The sequence below is a fragment of the Microbacterium testaceum StLB037 genome (genome assembly GCF_008763945.1).
In the GTDB taxonomy this organism is placed as follows: domain Bacteria; phylum Actinomycetota; class Actinomycetes; order Actinomycetales; family Microbacteriaceae; genus Microbacterium; species Microbacterium testaceum_G.
Genome location: NZ_VTQH01000001.1, coordinates 687,586 through 706,698 on the forward strand (window position 1 = coordinate 687,586; position 19,113 = coordinate 706,698).

At 71.1% G+C, this 19,113-nt stretch carries 24 protein-coding genes and 1 tRNA gene; 14 read left to right on the plus strand and 11 right to left on the minus strand.

The annotated features are described in order from the left end of the window. Positions 1–13 precede the first annotated feature (13 nt). Positions 14–382, minus strand: coding sequence for a VOC family protein (locus tag F9B98_RS03155; protein ID WP_150952754.1), 369 nt, complete (start codon positions 380–382; stop codon positions 14–16). 54 nt (positions 383–436) lie between these two features. Between F9B98_RS03155 and F9B98_RS03160 the strand changes: the two genes are divergently transcribed. The 9 genes from F9B98_RS03160 (at position 437) to F9B98_RS03200 (ending at position 5,000) form a co-directional block, all read left to right on the plus strand. Further along, on the plus strand, positions 437–874 hold the full coding sequence (locus tag F9B98_RS03160; RefSeq protein WP_150952757.1) for a MarR family winged helix-turn-helix transcriptional regulator: 438 nt from the start codon (positions 437–439) through the stop codon (positions 872–874). A gap of 172 nt (positions 875–1,046) precedes the next feature. Further along, positions 1,047–1,952, plus strand: coding sequence for a DMT family transporter (locus F9B98_RS03165; RefSeq protein ID WP_150952761.1), 906 nt, complete (start codon positions 1,047–1,049; stop codon positions 1,950–1,952). Further along, positions 1,933–2,637 carry a GntR family transcriptional regulator gene (locus tag F9B98_RS03170; protein ID WP_150952764.1) on the plus strand — a complete coding sequence of 235 codons (705 nt, stop codon included), beginning with the start codon at positions 1,933–1,935 and terminating at the stop codon, positions 2,635–2,637. Before F9B98_RS03165 ends, F9B98_RS03170 begins: the two co-directional genes overlap by 20 nt. Before the next feature lie 92 nt (positions 2,638–2,729). Then, positions 2,730–2,802, plus strand: a tRNA-Met gene (locus F9B98_RS03175). 52 nt (positions 2,803–2,854) lie between these two features. Continuing rightward, positions 2,855–3,325, plus strand: a complete 471-nt coding sequence (locus F9B98_RS03180; protein ID WP_225310202.1) for a helix-turn-helix domain-containing protein — start codon at positions 2,855–2,857, stop codon at positions 3,323–3,325. Beyond that, positions 3,322–3,738, plus strand: coding sequence for an antitoxin (locus F9B98_RS03185; RefSeq protein ID WP_150952767.1), 417 nt, complete (start codon positions 3,322–3,324; stop codon positions 3,736–3,738). The genes F9B98_RS03180 and F9B98_RS03185 overlap by 4 nt, the downstream gene beginning before the upstream one ends. A gap of 111 nt (positions 3,739–3,849) precedes the next feature. Beyond that, positions 3,850–4,074: an RNA-binding S4 domain-containing protein gene (locus tag F9B98_RS03190; protein WP_150952770.1), complete on the plus strand. Its 225-nt coding sequence runs from the start codon at positions 3,850–3,852 to the stop codon at positions 4,072–4,074. Positions 4,075–4,094: 20 nt separating this feature from the next. Beyond that, positions 4,095–4,553 carry a hypothetical protein gene (locus tag F9B98_RS03195; RefSeq protein WP_150952773.1) on the plus strand — a complete coding sequence of 153 codons (459 nt, stop codon included), beginning with the start codon at positions 4,095–4,097 and terminating at the stop codon, positions 4,551–4,553. A gap of 45 nt (positions 4,554–4,598) precedes the next feature. Next, on the plus strand, positions 4,599–5,000 hold the full coding sequence (locus tag F9B98_RS03200) for a nuclear transport factor 2 family protein (RefSeq protein ID WP_150952776.1): 402 nt from the start codon (positions 4,599–4,601) through the stop codon (positions 4,998–5,000). Between the two features lie 123 nt (positions 5,001–5,123). Here the strand turns inward: F9B98_RS03200 and F9B98_RS03205 are convergent, their stop codons facing one another. The 3 genes from F9B98_RS03205 to ykgO all read right to left on the minus strand — a co-directional run bounded on the left by F9B98_RS03205 (position 5,124) and on the right by ykgO (position 5,939). Beyond that, positions 5,124–5,420 carry a hypothetical protein gene (locus F9B98_RS03205; RefSeq protein ID WP_150952779.1) on the minus strand — a complete coding sequence of 99 codons (297 nt, stop codon included), beginning with the start codon at positions 5,418–5,420 and terminating at the stop codon, positions 5,124–5,126. Further along, entirely contained in the window at positions 5,417–5,725 is a 309-nt protein-coding gene (locus tag F9B98_RS03210) for an ArsR/SmtB family transcription factor (RefSeq protein ID WP_150952782.1), read from the minus strand. Before F9B98_RS03210 ends, F9B98_RS03205 begins: the two co-directional genes overlap by 4 nt. A 91-nt stretch (positions 5,726–5,816) precedes the next feature. Next, positions 5,817–5,939: a type B 50S ribosomal protein L36 gene (gene ykgO / locus F9B98_RS03215; protein ID WP_056226526.1), complete on the minus strand. Its 123-nt coding sequence runs from the start codon at positions 5,937–5,939 to the stop codon at positions 5,817–5,819. 79 nt (positions 5,940–6,018) lie between these two features. On the opposite strand from ykgO, the gene F9B98_RS03220 reads away from it, so the two are divergent. The 3 genes from F9B98_RS03220 to F9B98_RS03230 are packed head-to-tail and all read left to right on the plus strand — an operon-like array spanning position 6,019 to position 8,103. Beyond that, positions 6,019–7,014 carry a GTP-binding protein gene (locus F9B98_RS03220; RefSeq protein WP_150952785.1) on the plus strand — a complete coding sequence of 332 codons (996 nt, stop codon included), beginning with the start codon at positions 6,019–6,021 and terminating at the stop codon, positions 7,012–7,014. Between the two features lie 49 nt (positions 7,015–7,063). Then, positions 7,064–7,273 carry a hypothetical protein gene (locus F9B98_RS03225; protein WP_150952788.1) on the plus strand — a complete coding sequence of 70 codons (210 nt, stop codon included), beginning with the start codon at positions 7,064–7,066 and terminating at the stop codon, positions 7,271–7,273. Then, the gene (locus F9B98_RS03230; protein ID WP_150952791.1) at positions 7,270–8,103 is read left to right on the plus strand and encodes a DUF72 domain-containing protein; all 834 of its coding nucleotides are present in this window, start codon (positions 7,270–7,272) and stop codon (positions 8,101–8,103) included. The genes F9B98_RS03225 and F9B98_RS03230 overlap by 4 nt, the downstream gene beginning before the upstream one ends. 13 nt (positions 8,104–8,116) lie before the next feature. Here F9B98_RS03230 and F9B98_RS03235 read toward each other — a convergent pair whose 3' ends face one another. The 4 genes from F9B98_RS03235 to F9B98_RS03250 form a co-directional block, all read right to left on the minus strand. Further along, positions 8,117–9,205, minus strand: a complete 1,089-nt coding sequence (locus F9B98_RS03235) for an ABC transporter permease (protein WP_150952794.1) — start codon at positions 9,203–9,205, stop codon at positions 8,117–8,119. Next, the gene (locus F9B98_RS03240) at positions 9,202–10,254 is read right to left on the minus strand and encodes an ABC transporter ATP-binding protein (RefSeq protein ID WP_150952797.1); all 1,053 of its coding nucleotides are present in this window, start codon (positions 10,252–10,254) and stop codon (positions 9,202–9,204) included. Before F9B98_RS03240 ends, F9B98_RS03235 begins: the two co-directional genes overlap by 4 nt. A 132-nt stretch (positions 10,255–10,386) precedes the next feature. After that, positions 10,387–11,316, minus strand: coding sequence for an NAD(P)/FAD-dependent oxidoreductase (locus F9B98_RS03245; RefSeq protein ID WP_150952800.1), 930 nt, complete (start codon positions 11,314–11,316; stop codon positions 10,387–10,389). A 266-nt stretch (positions 11,317–11,582) separates the two neighbouring features. Then, positions 11,583–12,572, minus strand: coding sequence for a glycerophosphodiester phosphodiesterase family protein (locus F9B98_RS03250; protein WP_150952803.1), 990 nt, complete (start codon positions 12,570–12,572; stop codon positions 11,583–11,585). 142 nt (positions 12,573–12,714) lie between these two features. Between F9B98_RS03250 and F9B98_RS03255 the strand changes: the two genes are divergently transcribed. Together F9B98_RS03255 and ligD are read left to right on the plus strand one after the other, a co-directional pair. Then, complete coding sequence (locus F9B98_RS03255; RefSeq protein WP_150952806.1) at positions 12,715–13,587, plus strand: Bax inhibitor-1/YccA family membrane protein; 873 nt, start codon at positions 12,715–12,717, stop codon at positions 13,585–13,587. A gap of 221 nt (positions 13,588–13,808) precedes the next feature. Beyond that, entirely contained in the window at positions 13,809–15,041 is a 1,233-nt protein-coding gene (ligD, locus tag F9B98_RS03260) for a non-homologous end-joining DNA ligase (protein WP_150952808.1), read from the plus strand. A 155-nt stretch (positions 15,042–15,196) separates the two neighbouring features. Here ligD and F9B98_RS03265 read toward each other — a convergent pair whose 3' ends face one another. The 3 genes from F9B98_RS03265 to F9B98_RS03275 all read right to left on the minus strand — a co-directional run bounded on the left by F9B98_RS03265 (position 15,197) and on the right by F9B98_RS03275 (position 19,109). After that, on the minus strand, positions 15,197–16,564 hold the full coding sequence (locus tag F9B98_RS03265) for a glycosyltransferase (protein WP_150952813.1): 1,368 nt from the start codon (positions 16,562–16,564) through the stop codon (positions 15,197–15,199). 446 nt (positions 16,565–17,010) lie between these two features. Next, positions 17,011–18,591 carry a glutamine-hydrolyzing GMP synthase gene (gene guaA / locus F9B98_RS03270; protein ID WP_150952816.1) on the minus strand — a complete coding sequence of 527 codons (1,581 nt, stop codon included), beginning with the start codon at positions 18,589–18,591 and terminating at the stop codon, positions 17,011–17,013. Further along, positions 18,588–19,109 carry a DUF3817 domain-containing protein gene (locus F9B98_RS03275; protein ID WP_150952818.1) on the minus strand — a complete coding sequence of 174 codons (522 nt, stop codon included), beginning with the start codon at positions 19,107–19,109 and terminating at the stop codon, positions 18,588–18,590. Before F9B98_RS03275 ends, guaA begins: the two co-directional genes overlap by 4 nt. Positions 19,110–19,113 lie beyond the last annotated feature (4 nt).

Genomic DNA, 19,113 nt, shown 5'->3' on the forward strand with positions numbered 1-19,113 from the left:
GCCCCGGCCGTATTCACGCCCGGTCGTGCACGGTGACGTGATAGCCGTCGGGGTCGGAGAAGGTGAAGGTGCGGCCGAAGGGTCCGTCGATCGGGTCCGTCACGATGCGGTGGCCGTCGGCGGCGAGCGCGTCGTGCATCTGCTGCACCTCGGTGCCGTGCAGCCACAGGGCGACGCCGACTCCGGGCTGGGCGACGCCCGTCAGATCAGTGCCGGGAGCGAGGTCGCGCAGTGCGAAGGCGATCGGCGCCGTGTCGAAGACGACCGCGTGGGGCGGTCCGGCGGGCGAACGGCGCAGGCCGAGGTACTTCTCGTAGAAGGCGTGCGAGGCGGCGAGGTCGCGCACCTGCAGTGAGATGAAGTCGGGTCCGGTGACGGGCATGGCGTGCTCCTTTGTGTCAGTTATCTGACATAGAGTGTATGTCAGAATACTGACATGGCGCAAGAGACGATCGATCTGAACACGTCACTCGGATACCTCGTGAAAGAGGCGGCGAGCGCCCTGCGCGCCGCAATGGAAGACGTGCTGCGCCCGCTCGACATGACAATCACGCACTACTCCTGCCTCGAGCTGCTCGCCCAGCGGCCGGGGCTGTCGAACTCCGAGCTCGCGCGCGGCGCCTTCGTCACGCGGCAGTCCATGAACGTGTTGCTGCAGAGCCTCGAGCGCGACGGGATCGTCGAACGCCCCGATGCCCCGCCGGTCGGCAAGACCCTCCCCACCCGCCTCACCGCGAAGGGACGGCGCTCCCTCGACGCCGCGAGCGCGGCCGTGCGCTCCGTCGAGAAACGCATGCTGAGCGGAATGACGGATGCCGAGCAGACCGCCGCCCTGCACGCCCTGCGGTCGATGGTGGCGGCGCTGCGCGGCTGAGGGGGGCGCCGCCTGCCCCGAGCACAACGGCGGGGCGCGCCAGCGGCACGCCGCTCTCGCGCCCACCCTCCCCGGCGTGTCGGGCAGACCGTCCGCCGTTGTGCACAGCCCGGCGGCGGCCCGGTCCGGCGCGTGGCCGCGGGCGGGGCGCGGATTGTGTAACAATCTGTCCATGCTACCCGCCCTCGCGATCCTCGCCGCGGCGCTGTGCTTCTCCACCACGGGCACGGCGCAGGCCGTCGCGAGCGTCGACGCCTCCCCCCTCGCGGTCGGGGCGGCCCGGATCGTGGTGGGTGGCGGCATCCTGGGCCTGCTCGCCCTGGCTCAGCGCTCGCCCGCGCGTACGGGCAGCGGATCTGCAGCGTCCACCGCGGCGCTGATCGCCGTCGGTGCCGTCGGCGTGCTCGCCTATCAGCCCCTCTTCTTCCTCGGCACGCGCGAGAACGGCGTCGCGATCGGCACAGTCGTCGCCCTCGGGTCGGCGCCCATCGCGACGGGAATCGTGGATGCCATCCGCCTCCGCCGCGCCCCGTCACCGCGCTGGATGCTCGCGACCGCCATCGCCTTGCTCGGGGTGTTCCTCGTCTCGGGCGTGACGGGCGGTGCGACCGCCCTCGCCCCCGGCGGGCTGCTCGCCTCGGCGGGAGCGGGAATGTCGTACGCCCTCTATACGGTGTGCGGCAAGGCGCTGATCGAGAGGGGGTGGAACTCCACGCGCGTGATGGGCGCAGTGTTCGGCGTGGCCGCCGTCGCGAGCCTGCCCGTGCTCCTGCTCGCGGGCACGTCCTGGCTGCTCACGCCGAACGGTCTGGCGCTCGCCCTCTGGCTCGGGGTGGTGACCACGGCGATCGCCTACCTGCTCTTCGGGTGGGGTCTCGCGCGCCTCAGCGCTGTCACCGTGTCGACCCTGACCCTCGCCGAGCCCCTCGCCGCGACCCTGCTGGGCCTGTTCGTGCTGCGCGAGCAGCTCACGCTCGTCAGCGGCATCGGCCTGGCGCTCATCGCGGTGGGCCTCGCCGTGGTGTCGGTTCCGTCACGTCGGCGCGAGGAGGTTCCGGATGCCACGGCCCGCGCGTGACGTGAACGACGGCTCCGCGTCGGGAAGGGGCGGGACGCACCCGCGCCGCCGTGAAGTGCCCACTCCCGGCCCCCGCACCGCGGACGCCGTCGCCGCCGCCGTGCGCGCCGGCATCCTGTCGGGCGAGCTCGCCCCCGGCACCCCGCTGCGCGAGGAGGAGTTGAGCGCCGCCCACGGCGTCTCACGCCACACCGCGCGCACGGCCCTGGCGACTCTCACCGCCGAGCGCCTCGCAACCGCCGAGCCCTACCGCGGGGTGCGGGTGTCGCTGCTCGACGATGACGCTCTCGTCGCCCTGCAGCAGCTGCGCTGCGCCCTCGAGACCGAGGCTCTGCGGATCGTACGCGATCGTGGCATCCGCCCCTCCGGTGTCGACACCGCGCTCGGCGATCTCGCCGCCGCCGAGGCAGCGGGCGACTGGGCGGGCACGCTCGACGCTCACGCTCGCGTGCACCTCGCGCTCGTCGAGGCGTCCGGTTCGCCGCGCATCGCCGAGGAGTACCGCCGGCTCGACGGCGAGATGCGCCTGCTGCTCACGCACGTGCGGCCCGCCTACGCGCACGGGGCCCTGACGGCGGAACACCGCGCGTACGTCGAAGAGTCACTCCGCGACCCCGAGCGGGTCGTCCGCGCGCACCTCGAGCACTCGACGCGGGCGATCATCGACGGGCGGTCCGGGCGCTGATCGAGGCCCCACCGCCACACGGCGACACATCCCGTCACCTCGCGCAACGCCCCTTCGTCGCTCGCGCGCCCCGGGTTAGCGTGGGGGCACATCGCGGCGATCCGGGCGGTCCCGGGCCTCGGCTCATAACCGAAGGCGTGGCGGGTTCGACTCCCGCCGTCGCGTCGACGCGTCTCGGGCCCACCCAGTCGGTACGATATATCACGGAGGTATACCCGTGACCCGACGCTTCGACCGCAGCCGCGCGTCGCACCTCGTGCGAGCTGCGCGCCTCGACCGCAAGATGTCTCAGGCAGATCTGGCGCGAGCCGCCGGGATGAGCCAGCCCAATGTGGCGGCCATCGAGAACGGGACCAGAAACCCCAGCGACGACGCCTTCGAGCGCCTGCTACGGGCCGCCGACTACCGACCCAGCCTGGCCGTCGAAGAGAACGCCGAGGCGATCGTCGAGGCCGGGCGGCGACATGGACTCCGCGACATCCGCGTCTTCGGTTCGGTCGCGACCGGCGCCGATCACTTCGCGTCGGACATCGACCTTCTCGCCCGCGTCGACAGTGGCCGCGGGTATTTCGACATCGCCGCCTTCGTGAACGCCGTCGAAGAGCTCACGGGGTTCACCGTGGACGTCATCGTCGACGACGAGCACCGACCCGCCTTCCTCGACTCGACGGCGATGGCCGCGCTGTGACGGACTCCGAGGCGCAACCCGCCGCGCGCTTCCGGCGCGCGCCGAGGGCGCAGCAGTCCCCGGCGCCCCACTCCCGCGCGAACTTCCTCGAGAGCGTCGACGCAATCGAGGCTTTCCTTGGCCACGCGACACGCGGCGGGAGAAGCGCTTTCCAGCGCACCTCGCCCCCCTACGCCTCCGGCTCGATGGCGATCATCCGGGCCGCTGCTCTCTTCGAGACCGACGAGTTCGCGCCGTTCGTCCGAGACACCCCTGCAGAAGTTGTCGCCGCTCTCCGAACGATGCGCAGCATCGCCTCCCACGCGGGCTCCCGCGCGATGAACGACGATCTCTTCTGGGTCACGCTGACGAGCGAACTGCCTCCGCACATCACCGAATGGCGACGGGCGGGCGAGGAATCAGAGTCCGATTGACCTTCTGGGCTTTGGCCTCCCGGCGGGTGATGCCCATGTATGACGTCCCCACGCGGTGAAGCAGCATTTCCGACCCGGCGCCCGCCTCCTGACTGCTGTCACACTGGAGGCATGACCTCCCCCGCGCCCAAGGACGTGCCCGTCGGCAGTGAGGGCATCCGCCTCGGCCCGTTCATGAAGTTCGCCGGCATTCTCGACTCGGGCGGAGACGTCAAGGAGGCCATCATCGACGGCTACGTCGAGGTCAACGGAGAGGTCGACCGCCGCCGCGGGCGCCAACTGCAGGTGGGCGACGTGGTGACGTTCGAGGGGCGCTCCTTCCGCGTCCAGCTCTGACGCGGCTCGACAGTGACGCGATGAGCCGTCTCTCGATCATCTCCGGCGGAGCCGGCGACAACCACGCGCTCATCAGCCCGCTCACCGCGTCCACCGCCGGCGAGGTGTGGTGCTTCATTCCCGGACCCCACAACCGGTTCACGGTAGCCACCGACACCGCCTTGCTCGGCGAGCAGACGATCGATCTGGAAACCATCACCGTGACCACGCGCCACCTCGACGACGGGGAATCGGAGTCACCGGAGTTCCTCACGGATCTGCTCCGGCCCGTGCCCCTTCGAGGAGTTGCCGCGGACGCGACGATCACGATCGTGGAGCCGGAGAGCGGACCCCTGTCCGTCGAGATGCTGCTTCCGGCGGAGATCGTCGCCGTTCTTCTCGACGGAACCGACCACGATGTCGATGCCGTTCTCGTGTCGACCTTCACCGCGGGGCGCGCTGTGTTCACGCCTGACGTCGTCCGGGTCCAGGTGCGATGAGCGTCAGCGCTTGCGCACACTCCTCCCCTCCGAAAGCCTGAGCCCATGGAGAATCGCGAGGATGCCGCCGCCGCCGCTGAAGACTGGATCGCTCGTTACGTCCGCGCGTGGTCGACGAACGACCCGGACGACATCCGCTCCCTCTTCACGAAGGACGCCGAGTACCGCGACGGACCGTCGACCCCTCCCTGGGTGGGTCGCGACGCGATCGTCGACGCGTGGCTCGCTCAGAAGGACGAACCTGGTTCGTGGTCGTTCACACACGAACTCGTCGCCGTCGACGGCGACATCGCCGTGATCCGCGGGTGGACGGACTATCCCGACGCCACTGCGAAAGCGAGGCACTACGACAACCTGATGGTCATCCGACTCGCCGAAGACGGCCGTGCCGCACTCTTCACCGATTGGTGGGTCGCGTCGAAGGCATCCGCTTCGACCCCGTCGTGACGTTCGAAGGGCGCTCCTTCCGCGTCCAGAACCGACCCCGACCAACCTGAGAGGCCCGCCACCCCGGACGGGGAAGCGGGCCTCGAGACATCCCGCGCTCGTGACACGGGATGCCGCTCGAGCTCAGTGCTCGTCGTAGTGATCGGTGTGCAGCGCGTGGCGGTGGCCGTCGTGCACGTAGTCGGCGTGGTCGTCGTGCTGCACCTTCTCGTGGCCGCAGTCGTCGCCGTGGCGGTGCTCGTCGACGCCGTGCTCGGCCTTGGACTCGTGCTCGTCGTAGTGGTCGCCGTGCAGTGCGTGGTGGTGCGTGCCGTGCACGTAGTCGACGTGGTCGCCGTGCTCGATCTTCTGATGGCCGCAGTCGTCGCCGTGCGCGTGCTCGTCGACGGAGTGCTCGGCGTGGGTCTCAGCAGTGCTCATTGTTCGTTCCCCTTGTCGGTCGGTTCGGTGACGTGGGCGATCGCGTCGAGCACGACGTGAGCGACGTGCTGGTCGGCGAGGGCATATCGGATCTCTTTGCCCTCGCGTTCCGAGCTCACCAGGCCCGACTGCCGCAGAGTGCGCAGGTGTTGCGACACCAGCGGCTGCGACAGGCCGGCCAGCTCCGCGAGCGCGCCGACCGTGAGCGGTTCGCGGCTCAGCAACCAGACGAGCGCCAGACGCGACTCGTTGCCGAGAACCTTGAACAGCTCGGCGGCTTCGTCGAGCCCCGCGACCTTGTCCACGGCATCCACAACACCACACACATGCACGGATTGCAATGTGTTCACCTATTCGGGAACGGTTCTCGTTTCCGTTATCGCGGCAGGGCGGCGATCACCCCTGTCGTCCCTTGAATCGCGGGTTGAGCTTGTTGATCACGAACACCTTGCCGCGACGGCGCACGACCTGCGCACCGGGCTGCTTCTTGAGGGACTTGATCGACGCGCGGACCTTCATGGCATCCTCCTTGTTGATAAGCGTTATCAATAACAAGCTAGAGTGTCCTCACTCCCCGGACAAATGAGAGGTGGATGCCATGCCCCGCACGATCGCCATCATGGGCGTGTGCGCCCCCGAGCGCCGCACCTACGCCGAGCGCACCGCTGTCGCGCTGTCGCGGCCCCTTCACCTGCTGCGCTACGCCGACCTGCGCGTCTCGCACGCCCTGCCGCTCCCCCGACCGCGGGCGACGGACACCGTGTCGGTGGTCGACCTCGGTACCGACGTCGACCTCGTCCACGCCATCGCGGCGCGCGGTGGATGCGAGGTCGAGGCTGTATGCGTGGTCGACGCTCGTCACATGATCGGCGACCTGCTCGACGACGCCGCCCTGTCGGCATCCGCGGGCCCGGGCGACACCCGTGGCGACGTCGGAGCGCGAGCGCGTCAGGCGGTGCTCGCCCTCGAGCTGGCCACCCGCATCGTCTGGGTGAACTGGGAGCAGGTGCCGACCCCGGCACTCGCGGTGCAGATGGCGCTTGCCTCGCACCTGAACCCCGCAGCGGTCGTGCGCTTGTCGCGCGACCCGGTGACCGACCTTCGCTCCGCCGCGACCCACGAGGGCGAGATCCTCGAGCGCGCCGGATGGGTGCGCGCCCTGAACGGCGAGCACGACCCCTACATGCACGACAACCGCGTGATGACCGTCCGTTACGAGCAGCTGCGACCGTTCCACCCCGCCCGACTTTCGGCAGCGCTCGATCGGCTCGACGACGGCGCCGCCGGACGCCTGATCCGCTCGGCCGGATTCTGCCGCCTGGCGTCTCGCCCCGGCATCCTGGCCCGCTGGGAGCACGTCGGATCCGCTATGTGGATCGAACCGCTCGGAGCCGACGACGGCCGGATGGGCCTCGGCCAGGAGATCGTCTTCACCGGGCTCGACATGTCGGCGCCGAAGCTCGCGCACGTGCTCGATCAGGCTTCCCTGACCGACGACGAGCTCGCGGCCGGACCCTCGGCGTGGATGACCTTCGACGACCCGCTTCCGGCGTGGCCCACGGTGGATTCTCCGATCCCGGATGCCACGGACTGAGCGTGTCAAGCCGGTCGCTCCCGGAGGGGTCAGGGAGCACGGTGGGGACATGAGCACTCCTGACATCCCCAACCGCCACGCCGACGACGCCCGCGCCGATTCGGCCGCCCCCACCGACGCCGTGACCGACGAGGTCCGCGAAGACGCCGCCGAGGCCGAGGAGAACGTGAACCTCGACGATCACACCGGCGACGCGCTCAAGGGCGACGCCGCTCCCGCCGACGACCCCGGGTTCCCCGCCGCCGAGGGCCACGCCTGACCTCGGCGTACGTCGGCATCTCGGGGTGGCGCTACCCGAGATGGCGGGGCGACTTCTACCCGAAGGGCCTCGCGCAGCGCCGTGAGCTCGAGTACGTCGGTCAGCGGATGCCGAGCGCCGAGCTGAACGGCTCGTTCTACTCGCTGCAACGCCCGTCGAGCTACGTGCGGTGGCGGAGCGAGGTCCCCGACGACTTCGTCTTCGCGGTCAAGGGATCCCGCTACGTCACGCACATGCTGCGCCTCGTCGGCGTGCACACCGCGCTGGCCAACTTCTTCGCCTCCGGAGTGCTGGCCCTGGGTCCCGCGCTCGGCCCCCTCCTCTGGCAGCTCCCGGAGCGGGTCGGTTTCGACGCCGACATCCTGGACGGCTTCCTCGCGCAGCTCCCCCGGACGACGGGGGAAGCCCTCGAACTCGCCCGGCAGCACGACGAGCGCCTGGACGGCCGCGACTGGCTCGAGATCGACGCCGACGTCCCGCTGCGACACGCGTTGGAACCCCGGTCGGCCGACTTCGCCGACCCGCGCGCCGCAGAGATCCTCCGCGCGCACGACGTTTCGCTGGTGCTCGCCGACACGGCCGGACGGTGGCCCGCGTTCGAGGCCGTGACCGCCGACCACGTCTACGTGCGCCTCCACGGCTCGCGGGAGCTTTACGCCAGCGGCTACACCCCCGAGGAGCTGGACGCGTGGGCGACGCGCATCCGCGGGTGGCTCGACGGCTCGTCGTCCCCCGACGGGCAGCCGAGGGACGTCTACGTGTACTTCGACAACGATGCGCGTGGCCGAGCGCCATGGGACGCCGTGGCGCTCGCCGACCGCCTGCGCTGACGGGACCGGCCCCCTAGGCGATGCGCGTTCCCGGCGGCAAGCGCTTCGCGGGCGTGCGCGTGCGGGCGATGCCCCACGCGAGCAGCCCCCCCGCCAGCAGCAGCTGGAAGAACAGCCCCACGAACCAACTCGGGGTCGTGCCCGCGATCCGCTCCTCGGTGGTCTGGAGGTCGTTGGGGTAGGTCCCGCGTGTCTGCGTGCACCCGTCGTACGAGATGTTCTCTTCGGGCGCCAGCTGCGTCGAGCGGACCCCCGAGGCGATCTGCGAGAACAGATCGGTCGGGGTGCCGTTCTCATACGTCGGCGGGGTCGCGTCGGCGAGGATGACGAACGGGTTGGCCGCGAGGATCCACCACACCCGATCGAAACGGGGCTGCTCGGAGACGTAGGTCGACTCCACGCAGGGCAGGTCCTCGTACCGGGGGCAGTTCGTGGACGTGGACGGGGAGCTGAAATCGCACCCGAGGGGAACGGCATCCCAGTCGACGTCGCGTGTGACGGTCGTGGTCTCGGTGCGCAGCGCCGCCCCGCCCAGCCCGAACGCGATGAGTGTCCCCACCGTCAACGCCGCGACGATGAGATACGTCGACGCGACGGAGAAGATCGGTCGGGCGATGACCGCGCTCAGGCCCACCCCGATGGCGGCGACGACGCCGACCTCGATGATCAGAACGAGCAGCGAGGTGAGGATCACGCCGGGGTTGAGCGCTCCCGCCAGGGTGGCGACGACCAGGAAGGGCGACGCCACGACGAGGAAGGCCAGCCCCGAGATCCACGCGGCGAGGAACTTGCCGATCACGATCTCGCTCGTGGTGACGAGCGTGACCTGGACGGGGGCGAGCGTCGCGGCATCCCGATCGCCGTTCACCGCGCTTCCGCTCAGGGTCGGTGAGACGAGCAGGGTCAGCAGCAGCACGAGCATGATGACGAGCGAGAAGAACCACTCGCTGCCGCCCGTCGTGAGCGAGAACGCGGCGAACGACAGGCTCAGCAGTGCGATCAGGATGACGGCGAAGATCCCGAGCAGCACGTACCACCCCACCGAGCGGACACGCTGCCGTAGCTCGATGCCGATGATCGTGCGAAGGCGATGCAGGTTCACGAGGTGCTCCCGTCGTCGGTGCGATCGGCATCCGTCGCAGGAGGCGCCCACGAACCGGGCGGGGACGCGGCACCCGGACCCGCCGGATCGACGGGCGCGGGCCCGGCCGGCGGCGAGGCGTCGGCCTTCAGATCGAGGAACGCGTGCTCGAGATCGCCCACCGCCGGGGCGAATTCGACGATGGGGAGCCCCGCGCTCACGAGCGAGCGCAACCCCGCGACCGCTGCCGCCTCGTCGGCGAACGGCACGAGGACGTCGCGCCGGTCGACCCGCACATCGCCGGTCGTGCGCCCGAGGGCGGCCGCGACGTCACCGCGTACCGACTCCGTCGACCGCGCGAGGTCCGCGGCGACGCGGACACGCCACACCCGTACACGGGTCGCCGCGGCCGCCACGCGATCGGTGCCCACGGTCCGCCCGTCGACCATGAACACGGCGTCGTCGACGACCTCTTCGAGCTCGGCGAGCACGTGGCTCGAGATGAGAATGGTGCGCCCCTCGGCGGCGAGTCGCCGCAGCAGCACGCGCAGCGCGATGCGCGCCTGGGGGTCGAGGCCCGACGCCGGCTCGTCGAGCAGCAGCACTCGCGGGTCGTGCACGAGCGCACGCGCGAGCGCGAGGCGCTGCTTCTGACCGCGCGACAGCACGCGAGCGGGAGAGGCGGCGAGCGCACCGAGGTCGACGAGCTCGAGCAGGTGGTCGGCCCGGGCCCGCGCGTCCTCGCGCGACAGGTCGTACAGCTGCGCGGTGGCCACCAGGACCTCGCGCGAGGTGAGACTCGGCCAGGCGCCCAGGGAGTCCGGCATCCATCCGAGAAGACGCCGCGCCCCGGCGGGATCGGCCACGGGGTCGATGCCGCCGATGCGCATCTCGCCGGCGTCGGGTTGCAGGAGCGAGGCGAGCATGAGCATGAGCGTCGTCTTGCCCGAACCGTTCGGCCCGACGAGACCGGTCACCCGCCCGGGCAGCGCCGTGAAGGTCACCTGCTGCACGGCGTGCACCGCGCCGAAGGACCGTTTGACTCCTGCGACGTCGATACCGGCATCCATAGCCTCACCATAGGGCGAGCCTCCGACACCGCCCCGGCCCCACCGCGGTCGATCGGCCGGCAGACGCCGAGGATTCCGCGGCTCACCGGGAATCCTCCCGCGATCGCCGCCCGCGCGTGTCTCTCTTCAGGGTCAGGATGCCGCGAGCGCCCGCCCCAGCGCATCGCCCGAGGCCCACGCGGTGCGCACGGCGGCGCTGTCGCCCCACGCGTCACCGCAGGCGGAGAGCCCCGGCGAGCGGAAGAACGGTCGCCCCGTCGTCTCGGCGGGTCGCGCGAAGGTCCAGCGATGCGCGTGCGTGGCCACGGGCTCGGCGTCGATGCGCAGAAGTCGCCGGGTCGCGGCGAGCACGGGCGCGATCGCGGCGTCGGGGTCGTCGAGGTGCTGCCGGGCGCGATCGGCGGTCGTGTGCACCACGAGCACGGGAGCACCGTCACCGCGGCGGTCGCCGTCGTCGGCGAGGAACGAGACGTCGGCGTCGCCGTCGGCGAAGGCGCCGTGCAGATCGGCATCCCACTGCCGCTCGTCCCAGCGCAGGACGACGGCGATCACGGGTTCCCAGTCCTGCGCGCCGCCGGGCGCTTCGCCCGTGAGGCGCGCGGCTTGAGGTGCGGGCATCGCGAGCACGACCTCGCCCGCCGCCTCCCCGTCGACGCGGAACGGCTCCACCCGCTCGACGACGCGCTCCGAAACCATTTCCAGCCCCTCCGCGAGGTCCAGGGCGAGTGAGCGCAGCCCCGCCGGGGCCGCCCACCGCATGGGTCCGGGCTTGGGGGTCTGCCCGCCGTCGGCGTCGATGACCTGGAACGTGTCGGTCCACGGCCGCGCGAGGCCGCGCTCCTCCCAGTCGGCGACGACATGGCCGAAGCCCTCCACCTCGCCGACCACGAAGTACGACGCGCCCAGGTCGACCGCTCGCCCATCGATCGTGCGGCTCGACAGGCGCCCGCCCACTCGGCGCCCGCGATCGAGCACGCGCACCGAGCGCCCGGCATCCTGGACCGCCCGCGCGCACGCGAGGCCCGAGATCCCGCCGCCGACCACCGTCACATCCGTCGTCATGCGGCCATCCTGTCGGGTGGGCGGGCGGTGGGGGCCGGGGTTGCGGTGGCCGGGGGCCGGGGTGCGGGGCGGGCCGGGCTCCGGGGGAATTCGAATCCGCCGGGTCAGTCCGCCTCGAATCGCGCCGCCCGCGCCCCGATCCTCCGGAGCCCGGCACCGAGCCACCCCACCACCGAGCCAGCCCGGCACCGGCCCACCCGGGGACGAACCACACCCACCACCGGCCCACCCTGGCCCCGAACCACGCCCGGCACCGGGCACGCCCGTCAGCCCGTGCGCCGCCCGAAGAAGCCGACCCCCAGATCGGGGTGGTCCACGAACACCCCGTCCAGCTCGGCGTCGCGCAGCACGGCCCACTCGCTCCGCCAGTCGCCGAACGCCCCGTCACCCCCCGGCCCCCGATACGCCGGCAGCACGAAGGCGTTCTCGGGACGGCAGGTCCACGTGTACACCCGCAGCCCGCGCTCCTGCGCCTCGCGGACGAAGCGCGCCGGCCCGCGCGCCACCCCCCGCACATCGGGCGCGAGCACCGACCGCTTGTCGGGGCTGATGCCCTGCACCTCCCCCGCCAGCGTGTCGAGTCCGCGGGCGGTGAGCATCGCGGCGTACGGCGCCGCGTCCGCCCCGTCGCGCTCCCGCAGGTCCCACGGGACTCCCTCGCTCTCGATGAGCTGCACGAGCGGAATCCGGATGCCGCGTGCTCGCAGCCGCGCCAGGACCAGGGGCTCGAACGACTCGATGACGAGTGCGTCCTCGGCATCCCGCCATCCGGCTGCGCGCAGCTCGGTGTCGACGAGCTCGGCCATGTCGAAACCCCGCCGGGCGAAGAACGCCGCGTGCTTGATCTCGAGGACCACGCCCACCCCTCCCTCGCGGGCGAGGTCGAGCACGTCGCGGAGCATCAGCAGCGGCTCGGTGTCGTCGTGCGTCGCGCTGTCGGGGCGCAGGGTCGGGATCCGCTCCCGGCAGCGGAGCGTCCGCAGCTCGTCCGCGGTGAAATCCTCGGTGAACCAGCCGGTCAACCGTTCGCCGTCGACGAGCTTCGAGGTGCGGCGGCCGGCGTACTCCGGGCGCGCGGAGACGTCGGTGGTGCCGGAGATCTCGTTCTCATGCCGCACGACGAGCACCCCGTCTTTCGAGGGGACGACATCGGGCTCGATGGCATCCACCCCCTCCGCGATCGCCCGCAGGTACGAGCTGCGGGAGTGCTCGGGCAGGTAGCCGGGGGCACCGCGGTGACCGATGACGACAGGCACGTCGACACGGTAGCGAAACAGGGTGAACCGCAGGTGCGCTCAGAGCAGAATCCCAGTCAGCACAAGGATTCTCGACCCGCGCTCGGCTAGTGTTGTTCCACAGCACGGTGCTGTGATCACCATCTTTGGAGTGTGAGTTCCCGTGGCCCTCAACAACCCGGCATTCAACAACCCGGCGTTCCAGGACCCTCGAGCCGGTGGCGCCCAGACGCGCTACAGCCCGCCCCCGGCCGTCGATCCTGCCGCCGCCGCAACGATCGAAGGCGCCTACGCGGCCCCGTCGGCGAGCGCCGTCGACACCGGCCGCATGACGGTCGAAGACACCGTCATGAAGACGCTGGCCTTGTTCGGCATCCTCGTCGTGACCGCCGTCGTCGGCTGGATCTGGACGATGGCCGGCGTCAGCGCCGCCAACCCCAACCCCAGCGCCGCCCCGATGATCATCGGTGCCCTGGTCGGCTTCGTGCTGGCCATGGTCGCGACGTTCAAGAAGAAGCCCTCCGTCCCCGTCTTCATCGCCTACGCGGCGTTCGAGGGTCTGTTCGTCGGTGGCATCTCGGCCTTCTTCGAGTTCATCTTCCCCGGCATCGTCCTGCAGGCGACGCTCGGCACCCTGTCGGTCGTCGGTGTGACGCTCGCCCTGTTCGCGAGCGGCAAGATCCGCGCCTCGGCTCGCGCCACCAAGATCTTCATGATCGCGATGGTCGGCTACCTCGTCTTCAGCCTGGTCAACCTCGGCCTCATGCTGTTCAACGTCCCGATCGCCGGTGGCGCCTTCGGCCTGCGCAGCACGGTCGAGATCTTCGGCATCCCGCTCGGTGTCATCATCGGCGTCTTCGTGGTCATCCTGGCCGCGTACTCGCTGGTGCTCGACTTCGACCAGATCCAGCGCGGCGTGCGCAACGGCGCCGCTCGGGTCTACGGCTGGGTCGGCGCCTTCGGCATCATGGTCACCGTCGTGTGGCTGTACGTCGAGATCCTTCGCATGATCGCGATCCTCCGCGGCAACAACTGACGCACTGTCTCTCACGAAGGGCCGTCCCGTTCCCGGGGCGGCCCTTCGTCGTGGGGTTCCCGGCATCCGGTGTGCCCCTCTTCTCCCTCGCTGTCGAGTGTCCGAAACACCCGGACACCGCGATCACGTCCGGGGTTCTCGCACACCCAACGGCGCGCCACGCCCCGCACCCCGCCCGCAAGGGGTGCGAACCCCGGATGCCGCGGCGCTAGCCTCGCGCCATGAGTCCCGCGAAGACCCCGCCCGAGATCCTCGACATCGACGGCCACGAGGTGCGCGTCACCAGCCCCGACCGCGTCGTGTTCCCCGAGCCGGGCCTCACCAAGCTCGACCTCGTTCGCTACTATCTCGCCGTCGCCGAAGGGGCCCTCCGCGGAGCCGGCGGACGCCCCATGGTGCTCAAGCGGTTCTCGAAGGGCCTCGACCAGGAGCCCTTCTTCCAGAAGCGCGTTCCCGAGAACCACCCCGACTTCGTCGACACCGCGACCCTGCGCTACGCCTCGGGCACCTCAGCAGAGGAGACGGTGATCCGGGATGCCGCGGGCCTGGCGTGGGTCGTCAACCTCGGCTGCCTCGACCTCAACCCGCACCCCGTCCGCGCCGAAGACCTCGATCACCCCGACGAGCTCCGCGTCGACCTCGACCCCATGCCCGGTGTCGACTGGGCGCAGATCGTCGATGTCGCCTTCATCGCTCGCGAGGTGCTTGAGGATCACGGACTCGTCGGGTGGCCGAAGACCTCCGGCTCGCGGGGCCTGCACATCCTCGTGCGCATTTGCCCCGAGTGGGACTACGCCGACGTGCGCCTGGCTGCCGAAACCCTCGCTCGGGAGGTCGGGAACCGCGCGCCGGGACTTGCGACCGCCCGCTGGTGGAAGGAGGAACGCGGCGAGAGCGTCTTCGTCGACTTCAACCAGAACGCGAAGGATCGCACGGTCGCCTCGGCCTACTCGATCCGCGCGCTGGCCGACGCCCGCGTCTCGACTCCCCTGACCTGGGACGAGGTCCGCGACCGCCGCCCCGAGGAATTCACCGTCCTCACCGTGCCGGAGCGCTTCCGCACGATCGGCGATCCGCACGCCGGCATCGACGACGCCGTGGGCTCGCTCGACGCCCTCCTCGCCCTGGCCGCGGAGCTCGGACCCGCCGAGAAGCCCCCGCGCGGGTCCGACGGTTCGGGCCGCCGCACCTCGACCATGCCGCTGATCGAGGTCGCACGGACGAAGACCAAGCCCGAGGCCCTCGACGCCCTCGAGACCTGGAAGCAACGGCATCCCGAAGCATCGGCGCAGCTCCACCCCGCCGACGTGCTCGTCGACGGCATGCGCGGCTCGAGCTCGCTCTGGTACCGCGTGCGCGTGAATCTGCAGCACATCCCGGATGCCGAGCGCCCGGCGCAGGGAGATCTGATCGCCGACTACGACCCCTGGGCCGGCCGCTCCGCCCCCGCCTGAGCGCCCACCGGAGCACGACGCAGGAGATCGGTCCGCTGCCCCGGGCGGGGTGGTGCGCTGAGCCCCGCGCGGGCGCGGTTCTCCTGCGACCCGGTCGCCGGCGCCTGTCGACGACCGGACCTCGACACGCCGAACCGGCCCACGGCGTCACGGGGTCAGCGTCGCCGCAGTCGCGCCAGAGCCTCACGGCACGCGTCGGCGAGGGTCTGCATCGCCCGGGCCGGGGTGAGCGCGGCCGCGGCAGCCAGGGCTTCCGCCGACAGACGTTCGCGCAGTCCGTCGTCCGTCAGCACGCGGCGCAGCGCTTCGACGAGCGCATCCTCATCGCCGTCCGAAACCAGGATGCCGCCACCCCCAGCCAACATGTCGCGCGGGCCGTACCGGATGTCCCAGGCGATCACGGGCGTCCCGTGCGCCAGCGCTTCGGCGAGGGCGAGCCCCTGCCCCTCGAAGGCGGAGATCGTCAGGTAGACCGTCGCTCGGTCGAGCACAGCGCCCGGCTCGGTGGTCAGCCCCGGCAACGAGACGGCGTGCTCGAGTCCGCGCTCGGCGACGAGTGCCTCGAGCGCCCCACGCTGGGCGCCCTCGCCCCACAGCTCGAGTCGGGCGTGGGGCACATCGGCGAGTACGCGGGCGAAGGCCTCGACCGCCCGGTCGAGACGCTTGCCGGGGGCGAGCCGCCCCAGGACGACGACGAGGCCGCGCTCCCGCTGCGACGCCGGCGCCACGGCATCCGGAGCCTCCACCCCGTGGGGTGCGACCACGTCGTTCGCGGCGGTGCCGAAGCGGGCGCGCACGTCGTCGCGCTGGTACGCGGTCGGCCACAGCACGGCGTCGAAGCGGGGGGCGATCTCGAACCACCGGGTCCACAGCGGGTTCAGGTCGGAGTCGGCGCGGAAAGGCGGTTCGAGGTGGATCGTGTGCACCGTGTGGAGGATCCGCGTGTCATCGTCGCCCCAGCCCGCGATGAGCTCGCCGAGCTGCCGCGACTCGCAGATGACGACGATCGGCCGGTCGTTCTGAGCGCGGAGTCCCGCGGCGACGTGGTCGAGCCACGCGCGATAGAGCGCTCCGAATCCGTCGATGACGCCGACGGGCTCGCCCGCCGTGTCGCGGACGACCACGGGCGCGGTCGCGAGGTGCCAGTCGGGGTCGATGACGCTCGGCAGCGAGACGGTCCCGCCCGCGACGTCGCGGTAGTCGAGCGAGGGGTCGGCGTGTCCGTCGTGAGCCGCCTCGCGCAGCCAATCGGCCGCTCCCCCGGCGGGTGCGACGGCCTCATCGAACAGGTTGCGGAAGGTCTCGGATGCCACGACCGCCCCGCGCTCCACGAAGGTCGACCGGTGCCCGGCGTGTGCGTCGACCGCACCCGGATCCACCGTCAGCAGCAGCGTCTCGGCTCCGGCCCCTATCATCTGACGAGCCCGCGCGAGGGTGGCGATCGTGTACCCGCCGTCGAGGTCGGGGACCAGCCGGCTCGAGAGGATGAGGTACCACGCGTCGGGGAAGTCGCCGGAAGTCACGCCCCCATCCTCCCCCACCCGCCGCTCGCCCCGCGGCGCGCCCGGGGCGGGGTGCCCCTGCCCGTGCCCTTCGGGGCGTGGGAAGTGGCCCCGGGGCGCCAACAATGGCCCCGGGGCCACGTCGCGACACGGTTTGGGGCGCGTTCTACCGTTCGGGGCGTGGTTTTCCCCGCCCCAAACGGACGATCACGCCCCGAACCCCTGCCTGCCGGCCCGGGCAGGCGGAGCCCGCACGCCGCCGCGCACGCAAGGCGAAGTGACACGCCCTCCTGAGTCGATCGGGGGAGGGGCCCTCCCCATGCCTCCGCGTCGATGCAGAGCGCCGCCGGCGCCGGACGGCGAAGGGGCATCGTCTTCGAGTCGATCGGGGTGGGGGCCCCGCTCTCGACTCGAAGGCGATGCCCCGAAGCCGGCCGCCGACGGCGGCGCGGGAGCAGACTAGACGCCTACTCCCACTCGATCGTCCCCGGCGGCTTCGACGTCACGTCGAGAACCACGCGGTTGACGTCCTTCACCTCGTTGGTGATGCGGTTCGAGATCTTCGACAGCACGTCGTAGGGCAGGCGCGTCCAGTCGGCCGTCATCGCGTCTTCGCTCGAGACGGGGCGCAGCACGATGGGGTGGCCGTAGGTGCGGCCGTCGCCCTGGACGCCGACCGAGCGCACGTCGGCGAGCAGCACGACGGGGCACTGCCAGATCTCGTTGTCGAGGCCCGCCTTGGTCAGCTCGGCGCGGGCGATGGCGTCGGCCTCACGCAGGATCTCGAGACGGTCAGCGGTGACCTCGCCCACGATGCGGATGCCAAGACCGGGCCCCGGAAAGGGCTGACGGCCCACGATGGCTTCGGGCAGGCCGAGCTCGCGTCCGATGGCGCGGACCTCGTCCTTGAAGAGCGTACGCAGCGGCTCGACGAGCTCGAACTGCAGGTCTTCGGGCAGGCCGCCGACGTTGTGGTGGCTCTTGATGTTGGCGGTGCCGGCTCCCCCGCCGGACTCGACGACATCGGGGTACAGCGTGCCCTGCACGAGGAAGCGCACCTGCTCCCCCTCGGCCTTCGCCTCGGCGACGAGGTCGGCCTGCACCTTCTCGAACGCGCGGATGAATTCGCGGCCGATGATCTTTCGCTTCTGCTCGGGGTCGCTGACACCGGCGAGGGCGTTCAGGAACGTCTCCCGCGCGTCGACCGTAATGAGCTTCACGCCGGTGGAGGCGACGTAGTCGTTCTCGACCTGCTCGCGCTCGCCCTGGCGGAGCAGCCCGTGGTCGACGAAGACGGCGATCAGCTGGTCGCCGACGGCCTCGTGCACGAGCGCGGTCGACACGGCGGAGTCGACGCCACCGGACAGGGCCGAGATGACGCGGCCGGTGCCGACCTGCTGGCGGATGCGCTCCACCTGTTCGGCGATCACGTTGCCGCTGTTCCAGTCGGCGGGGAGGCCCGCAGCCTTGTGCAGGAAGTTCTCGAGCACGTGCTGGCCGTGGTCGGAGTGCTTCACCTCGGGGTGCCACTGCACGCCGTACATGCGGCGGGCGTCGTTGGCGAACGCGGCGACCGGGGTGTGGGCGGTGCGGGCGAGCACCTCGAAGCCGTCGGGGGCGCGCGAGACCTGGTCGCCGTGGCTCATCCACACGTTCTGCTCGGCGGGCTGCCCCTCGAGCAGCGTGCCCTCGGTGACGACCGTGGCATCCGTCGCTCCGTACTCGCGGAGGCCGGTGTTCGCGACCTCTCCACCGAGCGCCTTGGCCATGACCTGGAAGCCGTAGCAGATGCCGAGGGTGGGCACGTCGAGGTCGAAGACGCCGGTGTCGAGGCTGGGTGCGCCCTCTTCGTACACCGAGGAGGGACCGCCCGACAGGATGATGCCGACGGGGTTCTTGGCCGCGATCTCTTCGGCCGAGGCGGTGTGCGGCACGATCTCGCTGTAGACGCCGGCCTCGCGGACGCGGCGGGCGATCAGCTGCGCGTACTGGGCGCCGAAGTCGACGACGAGGACGGGGCGCTGGGACGTTTCGGTCTGTTCGGTCACCGGTTGCCTTCCGGGGCGGGAACGGGAGCGGAGGCCTGGGTGGCTTCGCGCTCGGCGAGGTAGGCGCGCACGCGACGGGCGGTGCGCACCTCGAGGATGAAGGAGAGGAACGGCACCACGCCACCGAGGGCGAGGAAGACGAACCGACGGAACGGCCACCGCATCAGGCTCCACACGCGGAAGCAGGAGATGAGGTAGACGACGTAGAACCACCCGTGGGCGACCAGGATCGCCAGGGACACGTTCACCCCGTCGCCGGTCGACAGGATCGAGCATCCGTTGCCGCCGGGCACGAAGAGCGAGAACCACTGGCAGTCGGGGCCGGGCACGGCATCCGCGAACCACAGGAAGCCGCCGGATCCGCCGAGGAACAGCTCCACGTGAATGGGCGTGTACTTCAGGACCATCTCGGCGACCAGCAGGAGCAGGCCGATACCCGTGATGATCGAGCAGATCTGGTAGAACTTCAGGGCTCCGCGGATCGCCGGGAACGAGGCGAGCTTGGGGGCGCGGGGCATGGAT

Coding starts and splice junctions, on each gene's coding strand:
- F9B98_RS03155 (WP_150952754.1), bottom strand. CDS start 382: ATGCCCGTCACCGGACCCGACTTCATCTCACTGCAGGTGCGCGACCTC.
- F9B98_RS03160 (WP_150952757.1), top strand. CDS start 437: ATGGCGCAAGAGACGATCGATCTGAACACGTCACTCGGATACCTCGTG.
- F9B98_RS03165 (WP_150952761.1), top strand. CDS start 1,047: ATGCTACCCGCCCTCGCGATCCTCGCCGCGGCGCTGTGCTTCTCCACC.
- F9B98_RS03170 (WP_150952764.1), top strand. CDS start 1,933: ATGCCACGGCCCGCGCGTGACGTGAACGACGGCTCCGCGTCGGGAAGG.
- F9B98_RS03190 (WP_150952770.1), top strand. CDS start 3,850: ATGACCTCCCCCGCGCCCAAGGACGTGCCCGTCGGCAGTGAGGGCATC.
- F9B98_RS03195 (WP_150952773.1), top strand. CDS start 4,095: ATGAGCCGTCTCTCGATCATCTCCGGCGGAGCCGGCGACAACCACGCG.
- F9B98_RS03200 (WP_150952776.1), top strand. CDS start 4,599: ATGGAGAATCGCGAGGATGCCGCCGCCGCCGCTGAAGACTGGATCGCT.
- F9B98_RS03205 (WP_150952779.1), bottom strand. CDS start 5,420: ATGAGCACTGCTGAGACCCACGCCGAGCACTCCGTCGACGAGCACGCG.
- ykgO (WP_056226526.1), bottom strand. CDS start 5,939: ATGAAGGTCCGCGCGTCGATCAAGTCCCTCAAGAAGCAGCCCGGTGCG.
- F9B98_RS03220 (WP_150952785.1), top strand. CDS start 6,019: ATGCCCCGCACGATCGCCATCATGGGCGTGTGCGCCCCCGAGCGCCGC.
- F9B98_RS03225 (WP_150952788.1), top strand. CDS start 7,064: ATGAGCACTCCTGACATCCCCAACCGCCACGCCGACGACGCCCGCGCC.
- F9B98_RS03240 (WP_150952797.1), bottom strand. CDS start 10,254: ATGGATGCCGGTATCGACGTCGCAGGAGTCAAACGGTCCTTCGGCGCG.
- F9B98_RS03245 (WP_150952800.1), bottom strand. CDS start 11,316: ATGACGACGGATGTGACGGTGGTCGGCGGCGGGATCTCGGGCCTCGCG.
- ligD (WP_150952808.1), top strand. CDS start 13,809: ATGAGTCCCGCGAAGACCCCGCCCGAGATCCTCGACATCGACGGCCAC.
- F9B98_RS03275 (WP_150952818.1), bottom strand. CDS start 19,109: ATGCCCCGCGCCCCCAAGCTCGCCTCGTTCCCGGCGATCCGCGGAGCC.